The 17491-nt window shown below is 67.6% G+C and carries 19 protein-coding genes, 1 tRNA gene and 1 riboswitch; of the genes, 14 read left to right on the top strand and 6 right to left on the bottom strand.

The features are described from left to right. Positions 1–160: 160 nt before the first annotated feature. Together ACFXIV_RS01295 and ACFXIV_RS01290 are read right to left on the bottom strand one after the other, a co-directional pair. A complete protein-coding gene (locus ACFXIV_RS01295) occupies positions 161–634 on the bottom strand; it encodes a hypothetical protein (RefSeq protein ID WP_379395535.1) in 474 nt (157 codons plus the stop codon). Next, positions 631–1338 carry a hypothetical protein gene (locus ACFXIV_RS01290; protein ID WP_379395720.1) on the bottom strand — a complete coding sequence of 236 codons (708 nt, stop codon included), beginning with the start codon at positions 1336–1338 and terminating at the stop codon, positions 631–633. Before ACFXIV_RS01290 ends, ACFXIV_RS01295 begins: the two co-directional genes overlap by 4 nt. Positions 1339–1537: 199 nt before the next feature. Here ACFXIV_RS01290 and ACFXIV_RS01285 point away from each other — a divergent pair, with 199 nt between their 5' ends. From ACFXIV_RS01285 to ACFXIV_RS01275, 3 genes are read left to right on the top strand one after another with little or no spacing between them, the layout of a single operon-like run. After that, on the top strand, positions 1538–2098 hold the full coding sequence (locus ACFXIV_RS01285; protein ID WP_379395537.1) for a hypothetical protein: 561 nt from the start codon (positions 1538–1540) through the stop codon (positions 2096–2098). Between the two features lie 9 nt (positions 2099–2107). Beyond that, positions 2108–3442 carry a Dyp-type peroxidase gene (locus ACFXIV_RS01280; protein ID WP_379395539.1) on the top strand — a complete coding sequence of 445 codons (1335 nt, stop codon included), beginning with the start codon at positions 2108–2110 and terminating at the stop codon, positions 3440–3442. Further along, positions 3439–4452, top strand: a complete 1014-nt coding sequence (locus ACFXIV_RS01275; protein ID WP_379395541.1) for a hypothetical protein — start codon at positions 3439–3441, stop codon at positions 4450–4452. The genes ACFXIV_RS01280 and ACFXIV_RS01275 overlap by 4 nt, the downstream gene beginning before the upstream one ends. Before the next feature lie 107 nt (positions 4453–4559). Here the strand turns inward: ACFXIV_RS01275 and ACFXIV_RS01270 are convergent, their stop codons facing one another. The 3 genes from ACFXIV_RS01270 to ACFXIV_RS01260 form a co-directional block, all read right to left on the bottom strand. Further along, entirely contained in the window at positions 4560–5315 is a 756-nt protein-coding gene (locus ACFXIV_RS01270) for a type 1 glutamine amidotransferase domain-containing protein (protein WP_379395543.1), read from the bottom strand. 312 nt (positions 5316–5627) lie between these two features. After that, complete coding sequence (locus ACFXIV_RS01265; protein WP_379395545.1) at positions 5628–5852, bottom strand: hypothetical protein; 225 nt, start codon at positions 5850–5852, stop codon at positions 5628–5630. A gap of 4 nt (positions 5853–5856) precedes the next feature. Further along, on the bottom strand, positions 5857–6060 hold the full coding sequence (locus tag ACFXIV_RS01260) for a hypothetical protein (RefSeq protein WP_379395546.1): 204 nt from the start codon (positions 6058–6060) through the stop codon (positions 5857–5859). On the opposite strand from ACFXIV_RS01260, the gene ACFXIV_RS01255 reads away from it, so the two are divergent. The 3 genes from ACFXIV_RS01255 (at position 6008) to ACFXIV_RS01245 (ending at position 7801) form a co-directional block, all read left to right on the top strand. Then, positions 6008–7138, top strand: coding sequence for a helix-turn-helix domain-containing protein (locus ACFXIV_RS01255; protein WP_379421196.1), 1131 nt, complete (start codon positions 6008–6010; stop codon positions 7136–7138). The two genes, ACFXIV_RS01260 and ACFXIV_RS01255, sit on opposite strands and share 53 nt — an antisense overlap. After that, complete coding sequence (locus ACFXIV_RS01250) at positions 7135–7329, top strand: DUF397 domain-containing protein (protein WP_379395550.1); 195 nt, start codon at positions 7135–7137, stop codon at positions 7327–7329. Before ACFXIV_RS01255 ends, ACFXIV_RS01250 begins: the two co-directional genes overlap by 4 nt. 85 nt (positions 7330–7414) lie before the next feature. Continuing rightward, a riboswitch (guanidine-III (ykkC-III) riboswitch) is annotated at positions 7415–7477 on the top strand. 9 nt (positions 7478–7486) lie between these two features. Continuing rightward, a complete protein-coding gene (locus tag ACFXIV_RS01245) occupies positions 7487–7801 on the top strand; it encodes a DMT family transporter (RefSeq protein ID WP_379385777.1) in 315 nt (104 codons plus the stop codon). Positions 7802–7804: 3 nt separating this feature from the next. On the opposite strand, the gene ACFXIV_RS01240 is transcribed toward ACFXIV_RS01245, so the two are convergent. Continuing rightward, positions 7805–8461 carry a hypothetical protein gene (locus ACFXIV_RS01240; protein ID WP_379395552.1) on the bottom strand — a complete coding sequence of 219 codons (657 nt, stop codon included), beginning with the start codon at positions 8459–8461 and terminating at the stop codon, positions 7805–7807. Between the two features lie 362 nt (positions 8462–8823). On the opposite strand from ACFXIV_RS01240, the gene ACFXIV_RS01235 reads away from it, so the two are divergent. From ACFXIV_RS01235 to ACFXIV_RS01200, 8 genes are all read left to right on the top strand, one after another. Beyond that, positions 8824–10155, top strand: a complete 1332-nt coding sequence (locus ACFXIV_RS01235) for a hypothetical protein (protein ID WP_379395553.1) — start codon at positions 8824–8826, stop codon at positions 10153–10155. Between the two features lie 1177 nt (positions 10156–11332). Then, positions 11333–11998, top strand: a complete 666-nt coding sequence (locus ACFXIV_RS01230; protein WP_379395555.1) for a hypothetical protein — start codon at positions 11333–11335, stop codon at positions 11996–11998. Between the two features lie 3 nt (positions 11999–12001). Next, entirely contained in the window at positions 12002–12979 is a 978-nt protein-coding gene (locus tag ACFXIV_RS01225; protein ID WP_379395557.1) for a MinD/ParA family protein, read from the top strand. Continuing rightward, positions 12976–13872, top strand: a complete 897-nt coding sequence (locus tag ACFXIV_RS01220) for a hypothetical protein (protein ID WP_379395559.1) — start codon at positions 12976–12978, stop codon at positions 13870–13872. Before ACFXIV_RS01225 ends, ACFXIV_RS01220 begins: the two co-directional genes overlap by 4 nt. A 17-nt stretch (positions 13873–13889) precedes the next feature. Continuing rightward, complete coding sequence (locus tag ACFXIV_RS01215; RefSeq protein ID WP_379395561.1) at positions 13890–15572, top strand: cutinase family protein; 1683 nt, start codon at positions 13890–13892, stop codon at positions 15570–15572. Continuing rightward, entirely contained in the window at positions 15569–16762 is a 1194-nt protein-coding gene (locus ACFXIV_RS01210) for a hypothetical protein (protein ID WP_379395563.1), read from the top strand. Before ACFXIV_RS01215 ends, ACFXIV_RS01210 begins: the two co-directional genes overlap by 4 nt. A gap of 150 nt (positions 16763–16912) precedes the next feature. Next, a tRNA-Gly gene (locus ACFXIV_RS01205) sits at positions 16913–16985 on the top strand. Positions 16986–17101: 116 nt separating this feature from the next. Beyond that, positions 17102–17401: a hypothetical protein gene (locus tag ACFXIV_RS01200; protein ID WP_354837076.1), complete on the top strand. Its 300-nt coding sequence runs from the start codon at positions 17102–17104 to the stop codon at positions 17399–17401. The last annotated feature ends 90 nt before the right edge of the window (positions 17402–17491 follow it).

The following is a 17491-nucleotide window of genomic DNA, read 5'->3' as shown; positions in this document are numbered from 1 at the left end:
CCGGTAGCTGTGTCGACCGAAGCAACGTCCTTTTCACAGTTTTGGAGAAAGGACGTCATTCAGGCTAACCGCGATCGGCCAGCATCCGCTAGGGGCCAGAAGTCTTCATTCGTGGGTCCAGCATGCCGACCAGCTGAGACTGCTCAACGGCCGAGACCGATCAGATCAGTGTCCGCAGGATCATGAAGACGGCGGTTATGCCGAAGCAACCGAGTCCGACGACCCATACCTTGAACATCTGCCGCATCGGTATCAGCTTGCCCGCAAGCCCCGCGTCCAGGTCGGCGATGTCCTGTTGCCTCGCGAATGCCGTGCCGTGTGCACCCCAGGTTCCCACGTCGAGTTCATTCTGTTCGAAGCGCTCCAGCCAGAGTTCATCCTTGCGGACGGCGAGGCGATGGCTTGCCATCAACATGATCGAGATGATCGAGACGATCAATGCGAGGAGCGAGGAGGCGATCCGCGCGACGGGGTCGTTGCCTGCTCCCATCGCGATACTGAACAGGAAGGCCTGAGCGGTCAGACTGAGCGCCGGCACCTGCCAGAGCAGAGTCTCGTATTGCAGGTGCCGGTCCGCCACCGCCAAGTAGACCAGCTCCAAATCAGGCGAACGCGGCGAAGGTGGCTCGTTCACGAAGGCCTCCGAGACTGATCGCCCTCGTCGCGCCGCTCGCCGATCAGTCCGGCGCGGGCCAGGAGCAAGCAGCTGACCACAAGCACCCAGACCGGAAACACCAAGGTCAGCCACCGGCTCATCTCGCTGCCGATCAGCAGCACCAGGGCGGCCAGGTAGCTGAGCGCGACGAGCCAGCGGGGCATCAGCCTGGTCTTCAACCAAATAGTCGCGAGCGAAATCATGAACACCGCGGCCATCCGCAGTGCGTAGGTTTGGCTCGCCGAGATCACCATCATCCTGGCGAAGTTGATCACCTCGGTGCGGGCGGCCGGATCGGTGACGCTGTTGTTACTCGCCACAAGACCAGCGATACCGGCGGTCGCGACGAACATCATCGCGACGAAGAGCAGTCCGCTGCACAGGAATACCGTCAGGAAGAACCGGTCTTCGTGGCGTCCGAACCCGTCGCGGACGACGCCGATGAACCACAGGAAGCTGATTCCGGCGAATGGCATCAGCACGGTCGCCGTGGTGAGCGCGGCGCGCCGGCTCTGCAGCCATTGGGCCGAATCCTCGACGTGGTCGGGCATTTGGATGCGAATCAGGACCAGCGTTGTACCGAGCAATATCGCGAAGAGCACCCCGGCCAGTGCAGCGGCTCGCGGCGTTGACAGCTGACCCAGAGGTGGCGCAGGCTTGCTCTGTTGCGACGGAGTCGGCATAAGGGTCATCCTGCCAGAATGGGTTGCCTGCCCCGGGAATTCGGCGGTATCGCCACCGCCTATCGCGGTCGAGCAGCCTAACAAATCGACAACAATTTTCAGCCCTGGCCTCAGCCGATTCACGGCATCCGTATTCGGTGCCGAATGCAGGTTACGACACGGTCTCAATAGGTGGCTTACTGCGAAAGGTGTGGACAACATGCCATCCGCCGATCAGGACTGGAGTAAACCAGCAGCGCTTGCCATCCCCAAGGAGGGCTACTTCGAACTGCAACGCGGCAGATACGGTGCCACCTATCCACGAACCCCGGCCTGTTACGGGTTCTCGATCATCGCCAAGGTGAAACCCGGCCGGGAAGAGGCCATCCGCGCCCACGGCCAGCGGATCCAGGACGCGGTGGCAGCAAGCCCGGACGTATTGGCACCGCTCCGGCTGCACTATCTGCGCTGGCTGCTGTTCGACGTCGGCTTCGGACTGTACTTCCAGTACCAGGGCATCTTCGATACCGATTTCGACAAGTACACCGAAGACGCCGTGACGCTGTTCTCACAGACCGGTATCGACACCGTTTTCACGAACCTCGAGGGATTCCCGGAGGACTGGAAGGAAAATCCGGAGTCATTCGTGGAATTCGTTCGTAAACACCAGTTTCCGAGCTTCCTCGAGTACGGCGAGTACCCCTACGCCACCTCCGACGAGATCAAGAAGGCGCTGCGGGTGAAGGCGGCGTTCTCCGACATGCTCGATCAGATGCAGTAGCCCGCCGCCATGCTCGAACTCGAGGATATTCAGCACATCCTGCTGACCCGCACCCCAGCGGTGACCGGCCGCTATGAGTTCCTGTCCTTCGACGACCCCGCCGGGGGCCGAGCCTGGTTGACGCCGCTGGTGGACCGGGTGCAGTCGGCCGCGGACGTGCGCGCCACGATGGACAGTTCGCAGCGGTGGGTCACACTGGCCTTCACCTGGAATGGGTTGCGGGCGCTCGGGGTTCCAGACGAAGCCCTTGCCACTTTTCCCGACGAATTCCGCGAGGGCATGGCCGCCCGGGCCGACATCCTGGGTGACACCGGCGCCAATCATCCCGACAACTGGGTGGGCGGACTGGCCGGTGCCGACCTGCACGCCATCGCAATCCTGTTCGCCCGCACCGAGGAAGAACGTCAGCGCTGCACGGCCGAGCACGAGAAACTGGTGGCCGGCTGTCCGGGTGTGCGCGTGTTGTCGTTCCTGGATTTGAACGCGACACCGCCGTTCAACTACGCCCACGACCACTTCGGGTTTCGAGATCGCTTGTCCCAGCCGGTGATCGAAGGATCCGGGGAAGAACCGACCCCGGGCTCGGGCGCGCCGCTGCAACCCGGTGAATTCATCATGGGCTACCCCGACGAGGACGGGCCACCCCACGGGCTGCCACAGCCGGAGGTCTTGTCCCGCAACGGCAGCTACATGGCCTACCGGCGGCTGCAAGAACACGTGGGTGCATTTCGGAACTTCCTGCGGGAGAACGCCGACACTCCGGACGGGCAGGAACTCCTCGCCGCCAAACTCATGGGCCGGTGGCGCAGCGGCGCGCCGCTGGTGCTGTCACCGGACCACGACGATCCACAGCTCGGTGCAGATCCCTTGCGCAACAACGACTTCAATTACAAAGAGATGGACCCGCACGGTTATGCGGTGCCGCTCGGCTCGCATGCGCGCCGACTCAATCCGCGCGACACTGCGGTGAATATGAACCGGCGCAGGATGATTCGCCGCGGCGCCACCTATGGACCGGCGCTGCCCGAGGATGCGCCCGACGACGGTGCGGACCGGGGCATCGCCGCCTTCATCATCTGCGCCAGCCTGGTTCGCCAGTTCGAGTTCGCCCAGAACGTCTGGATCAACGACAAGGCATTCCACGAACTCGGCAATGAGCACGACCCCATTTGCGGCGCCCAGGACGGCACACTGGAATTCACCATCCCCAAGCGCCCGATCCGGAAGGTGTTCACGGGCCTGCCCGCCTTCACCACTCTCAAAGGCGGAGCGTACTTCTTCCTGCCCGGTATCAGCGCCCTGCGCTACCTGGCCACGCTCGAGAACCGAGAGGTGACCTCATGAGCAGCCTGCCGATGGCACGCACCTACAACCAGAGCCACATTCCGCGCACGGCCGACGGGCGGCGGCGGGTCAGCATCTATTGGACGTGGAGCTACCCCTGGGAAGCTCAGCGCGACCCCGCCGAAATCTACAACCGCTTCTCCACGATGACCGAGGTCCGCAACGTCACCTGGCCGGCCTACGAGACCCGCGACTACGACAAGGACCATTTCCTGCAGGGTATCGCCGGCACCCTCGAGCTGTTCCACCGCTCGACACTGGATTTCCAACAGCTGGCGGGGCAGGCCACCGGTCATCCCGTCGCGGTCTTCCAGCGCATCGACCAGGCCGGCTACTTCCTGCCCATCGACGAACGCATCCTGGCCGACACCGACACCCTGATGGTGTTCGGGCTCGACCATGTCCTCGCCGAACAGCAGGCCGCCCCCGAGGAGATCGACGCCATCCGCGAGTGGCTGCAACGGGAGGGCACCTGCCTGCTGCTGGCGCCACACCACGACGTCGGCTTCACCGACGACAACGCGCAGCGACAGATCGAATACGAACATCACGGCGATCCACTCGTGCCCCGCCAGCAGCGATTCGGTCAGTACACGCGCTCGCTGATGAAAGCGCTCGACGTACCGGTGCACAACATCTGGGGCCTACGCCCGGCCGTCGTCGAAGGCACCGATCAGATCGCCCCCGTCACCGCGTTCCGCGACCTGGACACACCCCGGCTGCTCGACCAGGTCACCACATTCAACTTCCACCCTCATCTGCCGCACTACGAACTCACCGCGCCCGAAAGCGACTCGCTCCGCGTGCTGGCCAGCCAGCGCGTCGACCCCCACCGACCGCACCCCTTCACCACCGCCGGAAACACCGAATTCAACACCTTGATCTGGATGCCGCCCGCCGGCCGGCGCGCGGGCGACATCCTGCTCATCGACTCCACCAACTTCACCACGCTCTTCGGCGGCACCGACAGCCTCAGACACCTCTGGCACAACCTCGCCACCATGCAATGACCTGGGGCACAACCTCACTCGTCGTGCGCCGACCCCACATGCTCGATATCCCGAGCGCCGCGCCGTGACGACCACACGATCTGCACCGCCTACGACGCCCGGGTTGGTTAAGGTGCAGTCGCGGCGAGCAGGTCGAGGAAGCGGCGAGCGAAAAGGTAGGCGTCGCCCGGCCATCGGGCGGACAGGTAGTTGCCATCCAGGACGACGAACGCGGGGTTGTCGTCGGTGGCAGTGCCGCGTCGAACGAGTTCGATTGGTCCCCTTTGGAATTGGCTGTCGGGATGGACGAGGGCGTCGCGAACCTCGTCCTCGACGTAGGCGGGGTAGGTGCGGTAATAGCGGCCCAAGCGCCAAGCGGTGAGAAAGTAGGCGGTTCGTTCCATATATTTCGGCAGGCAGGTGGTGCTGCGGTCGGCCAGCACACTACGGCCGGTAGACGGGTCGTTGGCGCGGGCCAGCACCAGTACTCCGTGGCAGATCGCGCCGACCGGACGCTCCAGCGCCCAGAACCGGGCGACCTGTTGTTGTAGCAGGTCGGAACCGAGGTACTGCCGCATGCGGGGTGCGTGGCCACCGGGCAGAAGGAGCCCGTCGTATTCCTCGACCTCGAGGTCGGACCAGGACACGGTCGCCCGAAATTCGGGAGATTCGGTGAGTTGCCGGTAGTACTGCTTCGGCTCGTCCTCAGCCCCCAGCTGCCCGAACAGCACTCCGGACAGCAGCCGTGGATCGGCGTGGGGAACGGTGCCGGCACGCTCGGTCGCGAATACCACCTGGTGTCCGGCGTCGGTGAGAATCCGCCAGGGCACCGCCACCTCGGTGACATCGAAATCGCTGTCGGGGAGCGGCATCAGTACGCGCATGACGGCATTATTACAGGCTTCGTCTCCGTGGCCGGATCGAGCAACCTACGCTGCCGAGATAGCTCTCAACGCCGGGCTGCCGCCGAGTGCACTACGGCACGAGGCATCTTTCGACCAGCCCAATATTCGATATCGCCGATACGGCACAGCCACTATGCGCTTCGCAGGTCTTCGACCTCGGCACCGCCGCTGTTCGTTCACAGCACTGCGATCGGTGACCAAACAGACCCTGGCCGCCCCGCCGGGCCGACGCTGCCACTCGGCCCGGGGAAATCGACTCACCCCTTCCCGCCTCGCCCCAGACGAGCCGGGTCAGGCGAAGCGGCGGGCCTTGGCGACGAGGGCAGCTCGGCCGCGCGGGGTGATGCGGTAGCGGCCACGCGGGCTACTAGGAGTGATGAGTCCCCGGGATTCCAGGCAGGAGAGGGCATTTCGGGTGCGCCAGCTGGTCAGTGCGGCGGACTGCTGGATTTGCGGGGCGGTCAGAGTGCGATCCGGGTGGAGGGCGGTAAGCACCGCTACTTCGGCGGGAGTCATCGGGTCACCTCAGGGTTTGGGGGCGATGGCGGCCGGTGGAATGGCCTGGCGGGCAGGGGATGTCGAGGTGGCCGCCGGTGGTCAGGGACAGGCGGAGGGTGGTGTGGCGGGACTCGCGGCCGAGGCGGTACGAGTCCCACGCGGTGCGGGCGGTAATGGCGGTGCAGACCACGATGATGGACAGCAGCGCCCATGCGTCCCAGGGCATTTCGGACTCCCTTTTGCGAGGAATTCTTCGAGATTCGGTGTGGCGCGCCGTATTCAGTAGACACTGCGCGGGACGAATTGACACCATCGAATCGTGCAATTCATTCCAATTCGTTGGACATCCACCGAGGGCTATTCCAGTACGGAGCTTCCCAGATAGAGAGGCTAACGAAATGGCGGGATCGACATTGCCCCGCAGGGCATTTGGACGTGCGCTCCGAACCTTTCGCCTTCAGGCCGGAAAGGGGCAACTCGCGGCCGGTCGGCATATCGAGATGTCACCCCAGAGCGTCGGACGACTGGAGGACGGCCAGCGGGTCAAGATGTGCACCGCACAGATCAGGGACCTACTCGAGTTCTACGGCGTCCCCAATCCGAGCCCGAAACGGGACGAGGTGCTGCGGTTGTGGGAGGAGGTCAAGCAACAGGATCTCATCATGAAGGCGCAGGGCGGCACCGCCGGCTGGTGGCGGGCCTACAGCGATCAGCTGGATGCGCACTTCGATCACTACCTGAGACTGGAGGAAGAGGCGGATCACCTGATAACACATCAACTTTCGCTGGTACCGGGCCTGTTGCAGACCGCTGAGTACCGCCGAACCCTCATCAGCTTCGCCGAGCTGGAACTGTCCGCCGTCGATATCGACCGCCGCCTCGAGTTCTCCGCCCGGCGGCAGGCGCGGCTCGAACAGGACGACTTCCGGCTCGACGCCCTGTTGTCGGAGGCAGTACTGCGACATCGCCCTGGCGGGCCGTCCGTCATGGCCGCACAGCTGCGGCGGCTCAGCGAGGCCGGCGAGCGCGAGAACGTATCGATTCGAGTGGTGCCATCCGCCACCGAAAACAACTGCGGTCTGGTGGTGCGGTCATTCACGCTGCTCGAATTCCCGCCACTCACAAACAGATTGGTTGAACCGCCGGTCGTCTACATCGAAGGCTATGAGGGCGCGATCTATCTCGAACAACGGGAGGTCATCGCACGGCATCGGCGGGCCATCGACACTCTCCGGCAGGTAGCGTTGAGTGAGGACGCCAGCCGCGATCTGGTGTGGCGCATTGCGAAGGAGTGCACCGCGTGAGCTTCGACCTTTCCAACGCCCAATGGTTCAAGTCCAGCAAGTCCCCGAACGCTTCGGAGTGTGTCGAGATCGCCTTCGCCGACGATGCCGGGCTCGTCGGGGTGCGTGACTCGAAGGATCCGGGCGGGCCGGTGCTCGTCTTCTCCGGTGAGCAGTGGGATCGATTCCTCGGTAGTGGGATCTGGGGATGAGATGCAGCTGGTGATCTCGGTGGATGGAGGCGGAGATCACCAGCGGAGAATTTGCCCTGGTCGCTGAATATTTGCCATCGTGTAGGTAGTCCCCGGTTGGGGGCCCGGACGAGGGAGCCGTACCCGGTGTGCGACAAGACGGCCTTCGGAGGTTGTCATGTCGTGGCTGGTATTGGTCGTGTCCGGGGTTTTCGAAGCCGTATGGGCCACCGCGCTCGGGAAGTCGGAGGGGTTCACCCGGCTCGGGCCGACCGCGGTGTTCGGGGTGGCGCTCGTGGTGAGTATGGCGGGGCTGGCCTACGCCATGCGGGGGCTGCCCGTGGGGACGGCGTACGCGGTGTGGGTGGGGATCGGAGCGGTGTTGACCGTCGTCTATTCCATGGCTACCGGCGGGGACGCGGTCAGTGCGGTCAAGCTGCTGTTCCTGGGCGGGATCGTGGCGTGCGTGATCGGGTTGAAGCTGGTCGGGTAGCCGCTATTTCGGAGGTTCCAGCTTGACCGCGTCCGCGGGGACGCTGGGAACCGATTGCACGGTCTGGGTTTTGGCGGCGGGGTCCGCGAGGAGCAGCCGCCAATCCTCGGACGCCCAGAGCACGGTCTCGGCGGTCGCGGTGATGCTGGCGTCGGAGTAAGTGGCATAGACGGTGAGATCGGCGCGGTCGGGGGTGTAGGCGGTGAGCTTGTAGGCCGTGATGCGCGGGGCCACCACCGGATTGGCGGGGGCGGTGATCGAGACCTGCGCGCGGGCCAGTACCCAGGAGTCCTTGGCCGGACCGGGAATCAACGAAATGGCCGCCACCTGCGGCCATGCGCCGTCCGGGGCCAGTGATAGCCGGGTGCTGTGATTGATGGCGGCCAGCGCTGCGCCCTGCGGGGTGTGCGAGAAGCCCGCGGCGGTGGTGCCGAGTTTGCTGGGACCGTCGTGACTGCCGATGGGGAGTTGGACTCCCTGGTAGTTCTCCCAGTGCACGTCGGCGGGCGCGCGGGCCGGATCGACCGGTGTGGTAGTCGTTTTCGCGGCGCTCTGATCACTGACTCCGCAGGCAGCGACGCTGAGTACGGCCGCGGAGGCGAGCAGGGTCGCGGCCGCGGCGGCGAAAGTTTGCGCGTGGTGTGCTGACTTGGCGCGCATGAGGATTCCTCCGGGTGGACCTGGGATGGTCGAGAAGTGTTGCGGTGAAGCCGGTTCGGATGACGCGCGGGCGGGCGACGTGTCGTGATCCTACGAGTGCCGGGCGCTGATCTACGAGTGTTGCTCGGCTCGGTTTAACAATTCGTCACTCCCGTAACGGAACCGGTTGTGGGGGCTCACGATCCGGGTAAGATCAGGGCCGCAACATGATCATCGCAGGTGGTGGGGTTCATGAGGGATCATCGGGACCTGGTTCCGGTGGGCCACCTGTGTAGTCGGCCAGGGGTGCGGAATGCCATGGCATCCGGGGGATTCGGGCCGTGCGCCCGGTGCTGTCCATTCGGGGAAGGGGAATTGGGGACATGAAGACCACACGAACTTCGATCCTGTTGTCGATGCTGCCCATCGCGCTGGTGGCCGGCCAGGGCGTCGCCGCCGCGGCCCCGGGCCAGCCGGGCCTCGCCGTACCCGGTGACGGGCAGCCGGGCCTGAGCACCCAGCCGCAGCAGCCGCCCGCGAATTCCTCACCCAGCCCTGCGGATTACATCCCGGATCCGCCCATCGCACCCCCGAACCGTCCCCGGCCGAAGCAGCAGACAACGCCGCAGCAGGACACCATCATTCAGCCGCAGACCCAGCCACAGGTCCAGCCGACTGAACCGCAGGACACCCAGCCTGGTCAGCCCGCCGCGAATGCGCCCGAAGTGATGCCTGCGGACCCGCACAAGCTGCGAGTGGGCACGGGCGGCGTCGAGCTGCCGGACTGGATCGACACCAAAACTCGCGACAAGGCCCAGGCCTATCTCGATATGGCGGAGTGGCAGATTGCGGCCGCTTACGACCGAATGGGTTTCTCGCGAGACGATTCCGACCGAATGGCGGCCTCGAGCTCGATGGGTGCGCTTCTCGGTGCGGGCACGGTTGGCGTGGCTGCGCCAGCAGTGCTGGCGCCGATCGGCTGCGGCGTTGGCGCGGTAGTCGGAGCGCTGGCCGGTGCAGCTATCGCCGGTATTCCAACTGCCGGGGTCGGAGCGCCTGCGGGCGCGATCGTCGGTGGCATCGCGGGTTGTGTGGGCGGCGGCTCGCTCGGCGGACTCGTCAGCGTCCCATTGGTAGTCGGCGGCGGCGCACTCGCTGCCCTCGGCGCAGGTGCACTCAGCGGGGGCGATGCGACGCAGCCAGCACCTCCTGCTCCCCCAGCTTTGATCGATACCGCTGCGCAGGTGCCGGTTTCGGATCCGGTGACGGGTTTTCCCGGGGTACGGTCGGTTTCGGCGATCGCCGGATTGCCCGCGCCGATCGCGCAGATGGCCGCGCCCGTGGTGCAGCAGGTCGCCACGACCGTCGAGCAGCAGGTCATGCCGGTGGCGCAGCAAGTTGCCACCACGGTCGAGCAACAAGTCGCGCCGGTCGCGCAGCAAGTTGCCACCACGGTTGAACAGCAGGTCGCGCCCGTCACACAACAGGTCGCCACCACGGTCGAGCAACAGGTTGCGCCGGCGGTGGAGCAAGCGGCTACCGGGGTCGGGCAGCAGGTGGCCGCGGTGGCGCCGCAGGCCGCACCCGTCGTCGAGCAAGTGGTGGACGGCGTGAACGCGCAGGTCGACTCGTTCCGCACCGCCGTGGCGCAGATGCCCCCGCTCACCCCCGAAGCCTTCATGGCCGCCCTGCAACCCGCCCAGCCGGGTGCGTGACCGGAACGGCACGGGCAACGCCGTGACTCCAGACACCAACGCCGCCGACTCCACCCCAGGCCACTTACCTCCCGCCACCCCCGACCCCACCTCCACACCCCCGTACCCCGACCTGACCCATAGCGACCGCGCCCACGACTTCCTCGCCCTCGACCCCGATCCCGCCGTCCAGGCATCTGCCGCGGCCCGGACCGAAGGTCACGCGGCCCAGGCCGAAAGCGGCGCGCCCCAAGGCAAGAACGGCGCAGCCCAGACCCAAAGCGTCACACCGCAGCCAGACAGGGGCGCGCCCCGAGTCGAAAACGGCACAGCCCGGCCCGATAGCGCCGCACCTCGAACCGAAGGCAGCACAGCCCCGGCCAGCAGCGCCACACCCCATTCCAACGGCACCACAGCCCAGACCCAAAGCGGCACCCGCAGGACCGAACACGGCACACCCCGGGTCGAAAGTGGCGTAGCGAGGGCCGAAAGCAGTACCACTCCACGCGCAGCCGACCCGGCGCACCGAAGACCCGGCACGGCTCAGCGCGAGTCCGCCACAGCGCGCGAACACGGCACAGTACAAGACGAAACCGCTACGGCTCAGCTCGAGCCCGGCACTATGCAGCGCAAACCCGTTTCGGTTCGAGCCGTTTCGGTTCGAATCGGCCCCGGCACGGCTCAGCACGAACCCGGCTCGGCTCGAAACGGACCCGACACGGCCCGGCCCGAATCCGGCACAACTCGAAGCGAATCCGCTACAGCTCAGCGCCGAACCGGCACTGGTGAACGCGAACCCGATACGGGTCGGTGGGAACCCGATGGTCGGCCGAGGCGGGGTGCGGCTGAGCGGGTGATCGGCGTGGGGCATTCGGGAGTTGTTTCGGCCGGCAGCGGGGGCGCTCGAGGTACTGCCGGTGGGGGCGACGTGAGCGTGGGCGAGGGTGGCTTGGGTCGGGTTGGGAGTGAAGGTATGGACGGTCGAGGTGGGGCGGGGCGGCATCGGGCTGCGGAAGGTTGGGAAGGGTTCTCGGCGGACCGGGATGGGGACGGCGGGAATATGGGCGGGGGCGTGGGGGGTTCGGGGGCGAGTGGGGGGCGGCCGGTGATGCCGGTGCTGGCTCCAGGCGGTGGGGAGCCGACGGAGGCGGTGGAGGCGGAGGCGCCGGGGTGGGCCTCGTGGCTGACGGAGGGGGTGGTGCCGGCGGCGAGTGAGGCGGGGCGGCAGTCGGTTCGGGCGGACGAGTTGCGGGCCGAGGATCCGATGGCGGCGCTGGTGTCCGAGGCGCGGCGGCGGGCGGCGCAGACGCAGCGGCGGTTGCGGATCCGCAATCGGGCGCTCGCGATTGCCGGAGTTTCGCTGGCGCTGGTGCTGATGGCGGTGGTCGGGTGGCTGGCGCTCACGCCGCGTGACTCGCAGGCGCCGCAGGCGGTTCCGGCGACCAACGCGGCAGGTACAAGCACGTCCGGCGGGAATCAGCCGGGGCTGGTCACCTGGTGCCAGGAGGTCAGTACGCCGCAGCGGGTGAGCGGCGACACCGCCGGCGACCTCCTCAGTGGGCCCGGCGTCATCATGCACCTCGAATACGCCTGGTACGTGCTGCGCGACGTGGGCGCGGTGCGCGCCCTGCTCACCCCGGACGCCCGCGTCGCCCCGGAACAGGCCACCCGCGACGCGATTTCGGCCACCCCGGCCGGCACCAAGCACTGCGTCACCATTACCGGCGCGGACGCCGACCGCTGGAACGTCACCGTCGACGAGAAACACCCCGACGGCACCCAGACCTCCTGGCAGCAGGTCATCACCACCGCCGCCCGTGACGGCCAGGTCCGCATCACCTCCATCGTCGCCGGAAGCCGGTGAGCCATGGTCGACATCGACGACCGGCTCCGCTCCACTCCTTCCGGTCCCCCCGCAACCCCCACACCCCGGCCCGGTCTCGAACACCCGAACACGAGTCCGGAGGTGGAGGCGCGGCTGGCGGAGGCCGTGCGGGCGAGTGCGGCTGGGGGCGAGGGGAATTCGGGGCTCAGTGAGCTGATGCAGCCCGGGCCCGCCGGTTCGCCCACCGATAGCGTGCCATTGCGGGGTGGGCAGGGGCGGCTGGTGCGGGCCGCCGTGCCGCCGGTGCTGGTGCTGGGTGGGTCGGGGGCGTCGGGGGCCAGTACGACGGCGCTGGGGCTGGCCGCGGCGGCGGCCGTGGACAGTGACGGCGAGGTGTGGCCTGTGGTGGTGGACGCCACGCTCGGGGGCGGGGACGTGGCGCTGCGCGGGTGTGATGCAGCGGCTCCGGTGGGGAGCTTGCAGAACTGGCTCGGCACACCGTATCCGGGGCTGGCATCGAGTGTGGGCGCGTGCTCGGGGCAGACGTCGACCGGGGTGCGGGTGCTGGGCCGGACGCCGGATCCGTTGCCGCGCAGGGAATCCCTGGTGTCCGTCGCGCGTCATCTCGAAAATGCCGGACTGCTGGGGGTTTTCGATGCGGGCGCACCGGTCACCAGCCGGTTGGCGGCCCCGCTGCTCGCGGACCCCCGGGTCGGGCTGGTGATCACCGTGGCCGCACGCCCCGACGCCATCAACCGCCTTCAGCCCGCCCTCACCTGGCTGGACGAGAACTTCAGCGAATTCGTCGTCGGCGACGCGGTCATCGTCCTCACCGAACAGGTACCCGGCTCGGCCGCAGCGGTTCTCGACCATGTACGCACCCACCTCGGCTCCTGGGTCCGCGCCGTGGTCCCGATCCCCTTCGACCTCCACCTCGCCACCGGCGGCCCCATCACCTGGCACCACCTCACCGCACCCACCCGCGACGCCTACCTCACCCTCCTCGGAGCGCTGCGATGACCACGCTCGACGACCCGCGCCGCGCCGCGCCACCACCAGACCCGACACCGCACGCCGCTCACACCCCGGCATCGCACGACGCCCCCACCCCGGCACCGCGCGCCACCGACAACACAGATCAAGTACCGCACACCGCCCACAGTCCCTTCGATGCCGACGAGACGGCCCCTGGTCGGCCCTCCATGCCGAGCACCGCATGGCAACCACTGGGCGGCGGCGAATGGCGCAGCGGCACAGCATATTCCGACGCGCCTGCACCGAGTCAGCCCGCGCCCACGGCTCCTCCCGTGCCGATGTGGCATCGAGCGGTGCCGAATCGGCCGCCGCGGCCGCCACTGGTGTGGCTGGTGGGTGTGCACGGCGGCGCGGGGGTCAGCAGTCTCGCGGCCAGTCTCAGCTGGGCAGGCGACGCGGGGCAGCGGTGGCCCGCGCGGATCGGGCTGGCGGGAGATCTGGATTCGCCGCTGGTGGTGCTCGTCGGGCGCAGTCATCTGCGCGGGGTGAATGCCCTGCATCGGGCGCTGCTGGCGCATCAGGCCCGGGCCACGCCCGCCGGCAGCCAGGTGGTCGGCGTGGTGACCGTGTCGGATTCGGCTCGGCCGCTGCCGATTCCGGTCGCGCAGCGGCGCGAGGAGATGGAAGGCCTGGCCGTCGCGCTCGGCGCCCGCACCTGGCGGCTGGGCTGGCTCGAACAGTGGCGCGCCCTCGAACCCTACGAAATGGCGGAATGGGATCCCGCCGCCGGTGGCTCACCGGTGGACGACGGGGATCCCACTCGCACTCCCCCGCAACCGGTTCGGCTTCTGGCCGAGCAGATCCTCACCGCGGCGCGCATTGCCGGGGCGCGGATCACCGAACGCGCGCAGCACGGCGCGGAATCAGCCAGTCCATAACCTGAACGAGGTGCGACGTGCATCGAAAACTGCTGCCCAGCGTGGGGTTTCGGAGTTCGGCACTCTTGACCGCGGCCGTCTGCATCGTGGCGACGGCCGCCGTCGGGCCTGCTGTGCTGAATACGGCGGAAGCCCGGGGCGGGCCGCCGGACACCACGGTCCCCATCGACAAATGCCCGGCGCTGTTCGCGCTCGGCGTCCAGGGCACCGGCGAATCCTCCCCCGACGCCGCCGTCACCACCGACACCGGCATGCTGTCGGAAGTCTTCCGGCCCATGATGGCCGCCGCCAGCGACACCGGTCTGGTGGACCGTGCCTACGTGCCCTACGAGGCGTCCTTCGGCGGCGCGGTGTCGGTGTCCACCACCACCTACAGCCAGTCCGTCACCGGCGGCCTGGACCGGCTGCGGTCCATGGCCGAACAGGTCACCGACCGCTGCCCCAGCACGAAACTCGCCATCGCCGGCTATTCGCAGGGCGCGCATGTGGCCTCGCAGTTCGCGCAGGAGGTCGGCGCGGGCCAGGGCACCGTCCCGGCCGACCGGATCGCGGCCGTCGCGCTCTTCGGCGATCCCAACCGCAATGCCAACGCGCCGCTGTTCCCGGGCAAGCCGGATCAGAAGCTGCCCACCGCCGCACCCGGCACCGACGGCAAATCAGTGGCGGCACTGGGGGATCCGCCCGCCACCAAGACCGCATCGGGGGCGGGCATCGCCCCCGACAGCGCCACCCTGGAGAACTTCGGGACCCTGGTCGGGCGGGTCGCCGAATTCTGCACCGAGGGCGATCTGGCCTGCGATACTCCGGTGGGCGCGCCGCTGGTGCGGACCGTCGCCAATATTGCTGGGCAGGTGGAGATTTCGGCTGGTGACCCGATCGGGTCACTGAAATCCATCGCGGAGGCGCTGGCCTACACCTCGATCAAGACCGCCACCTCGGTGGTGAACAACGACGTGTCCGGCAACTCGCTGACGGACCTGTCGTACCAGCCGCAGAAGTCGATCTCGCAGCGCATCGCCGACGCCTCCAACCCTAACAACCAGGTCGACGTCCCGGGCGCGTTCCAGGCGCTGCTCAAGGTCGGCACCATCGCCATCAATTCCATTGTGGCCGTGGTGAAGGACATCCTGACCCCGGCCAATATCACCGAGATCGCCACCGCCGGACTGGCCAACCCCCTCGCCGGGCTCGCGGTGTTCGGGGCCAAACTGGTCGGCGCGGTCACCAACCTGGTGCCGCCGACCACCATCAGCCGGCTCACCACCCAGGCATTCACGGCCGTCACCCAGAACGTCACCGACAACAAGGATCTGCTCGACATCACCACCTGGGTGCGGTACTGGGACACCGCTCAGAAACACGACTACACCCACGCCCAGGGCGCGGGATTCGGCGAGAGCCCGACCGACTGGGTCGGCCAATGGTTCGCGGCCGTCGCCCACGACCTGTCCGGGGCCGCCACCCCGGGCGCCGTCCCGAGCGGTGGCAGCGACAAACCAACGCTGGGAATGGATTTCGCGGGCACCTCGACGACGCCCACCAGCGTCGCACCCAACGGGCAGTTCCCGCTCGGCGGCGGCACCGACACCGGCACGCCCAGCAGCGGCGTCCCGGTACTGAGCTTCTCCCCCGCCCCGACCACACCCACCACCAGCGGGGCGCCACTGATCCCCGACCTCAGCCCGCGGGCGACGCCATGAGCACCACCGAATCGGATTCGCGGACAACGGAATCGGAGCCGCCCACCCCGCTGCACGAGGGCGCGCAGGCGTACACGGGCAGCTGGTCGGACTGGATCACCGGCGCGGCCGGGCCGGGACGCGCCGGATACGGCGAGTACCCGGAGCAGTCCGGCGACCGCAGGGTCAGCGCGGCGCGCCACGGGAGCTACGCGGCCGGCCGTGACGAGTACGAGGCCGACGAATTCGACGACGAGTACGACGATTTCGACGAGGACGAGTCCTACGAGCCGCGGTCCGCGGAATCGAATCCTCAGCAGTCGATCGGCTGGGCCGCCGCCGCTTCGGAAAACAGCGGGCCGAGCACCCGACCGGCCTCCGGCTCGTCCCACGCTCGGTCGATCGACGACCCGCCGGGCCCCCGGCAGGCGAGCGCGGCCCATGCCCGGCTGGGCCGCGCCCGGGCAGGCGATCCGCCACGGGCGCTCACGGCCTTCGACCCCGCCCGGCACGCCGCGGGCACCGACGGTCCCCCGCCGGGCTACCCGACCGCCCGCCGCCCCTTGAAGCGGGCCGCGCGGCCGACCAGGCAGCGACCAAGATTCGCACTCCCCACGCTGAACGGCGGCCAGTGGGCCGTCCCCCTGCTCGGCCTGCTCGCCGTCCTCGCGGTGACGGCCGCGATCGCGGTCCAGATCGCCAAGGTCACCGGTGGCGACGCACCCGCGAAACCCCATGTCGCCACGCCTCAGGCCGCACCCGCCGCATCCACGCCCGCCGCAGCCTCACCCACCGACCAACCGGCGTCGGGTCTGCCCGCCAACCTCTGCCCCAATGAGGTGAAGGGCGGCAATGTCCGCGGTAATGGGCCCGGCAGCACCAAGTCCGGCCCGGACGCCATTCTCGCGCTGCAGAACCGCTACTACGTCGACCGCTCCGGCAAGGCGGTCCGTGAGATGTTCGCGCCCGACGCACCCACGCCGACCATCGACCAGATCCAGGCCGGCATCGACAGCATCCCGGTGGGCACCACCTACTGCGTGCAGATCATGCCCGGCCCCTTCGACGGCCAGCACATCATGGTCGTCACCGAACAGCACCCCGACGCCACCAAACGCACCTGGTCCCCGCAGCTGGTCATCACCACCAAGATCGGAGACGCGACCCTCATCTCCGCCATCGTGCCCATGAACGAGGACACCCCCAAATAGCCGCCGCGCCACAACCGGAACACCGCCACCCCGCCACGGCGGCACGTCGGGGCAACTCAGGGTTTGCCAGGCGTTTTGGAAATGTGGGGCGGGTGGGCTAGTGTTCTCTCTCGCAGCCGGACGGGCCCAAACGGGCCGGATGGAAGCGATGCGGATGTAGCGCAGCTGGTAGCGCATCACCTTGCCAAGGTGAGGGTCGCGGGTTCGAATCCCGTCATCCGCTCAACACAGACAACGAGACGCAGCGCCCGAGCCGCGAAAGTTGTTCTTACGCAGTAGATCCCGAGCACATTCGCAGCCATATCGGCCCGATTTCGCGGTAACCTTGTCAGAGTGACCATGTTGCTCAGCGCCTTCCACGACACTGTGCTTTCCCAACACGCCGTGCTCGCCCAGCTCGGCAATCCGACACCGGAGACACCGCCGGTGGCGGACAAGCTCATGAAGCTCGTCCGGTACTTCACCTGGTTCGTGTTGCTGTCGGGTGTCCTGGGCATCACCTACGCCGGTGGCCGCTTCGCCTGGGAGAAGTGGTCGGGCGGCGGGCTCGCCTCCCCGAAGATGGTGGCCGGAGCGATGATCGGCGGAATCATCGCCACCAGCGCGGGCACCATCATGAATGCCGTCATCGGATCCTGACCGTTCCACGGCAATTCCGGCCGTTCAGCGCGTGGTGCGCCGTGTGTCGGTGGGCACCGTTAGGCTCGTCGAACCGACTGGCGAAGACGG

Origin of the sequence: Nocardia sp. NPDC059236 (genome assembly GCF_042754085.1) — a bacterium.
GTDB lineage: Bacteria > Actinomycetota > Actinomycetes > Mycobacteriales > Mycobacteriaceae > Nocardia.
The sequence above is the reverse complement of the archived record's forward strand: the minus strand, read 5'-3'. Positions and strand labels throughout refer to the sequence as shown.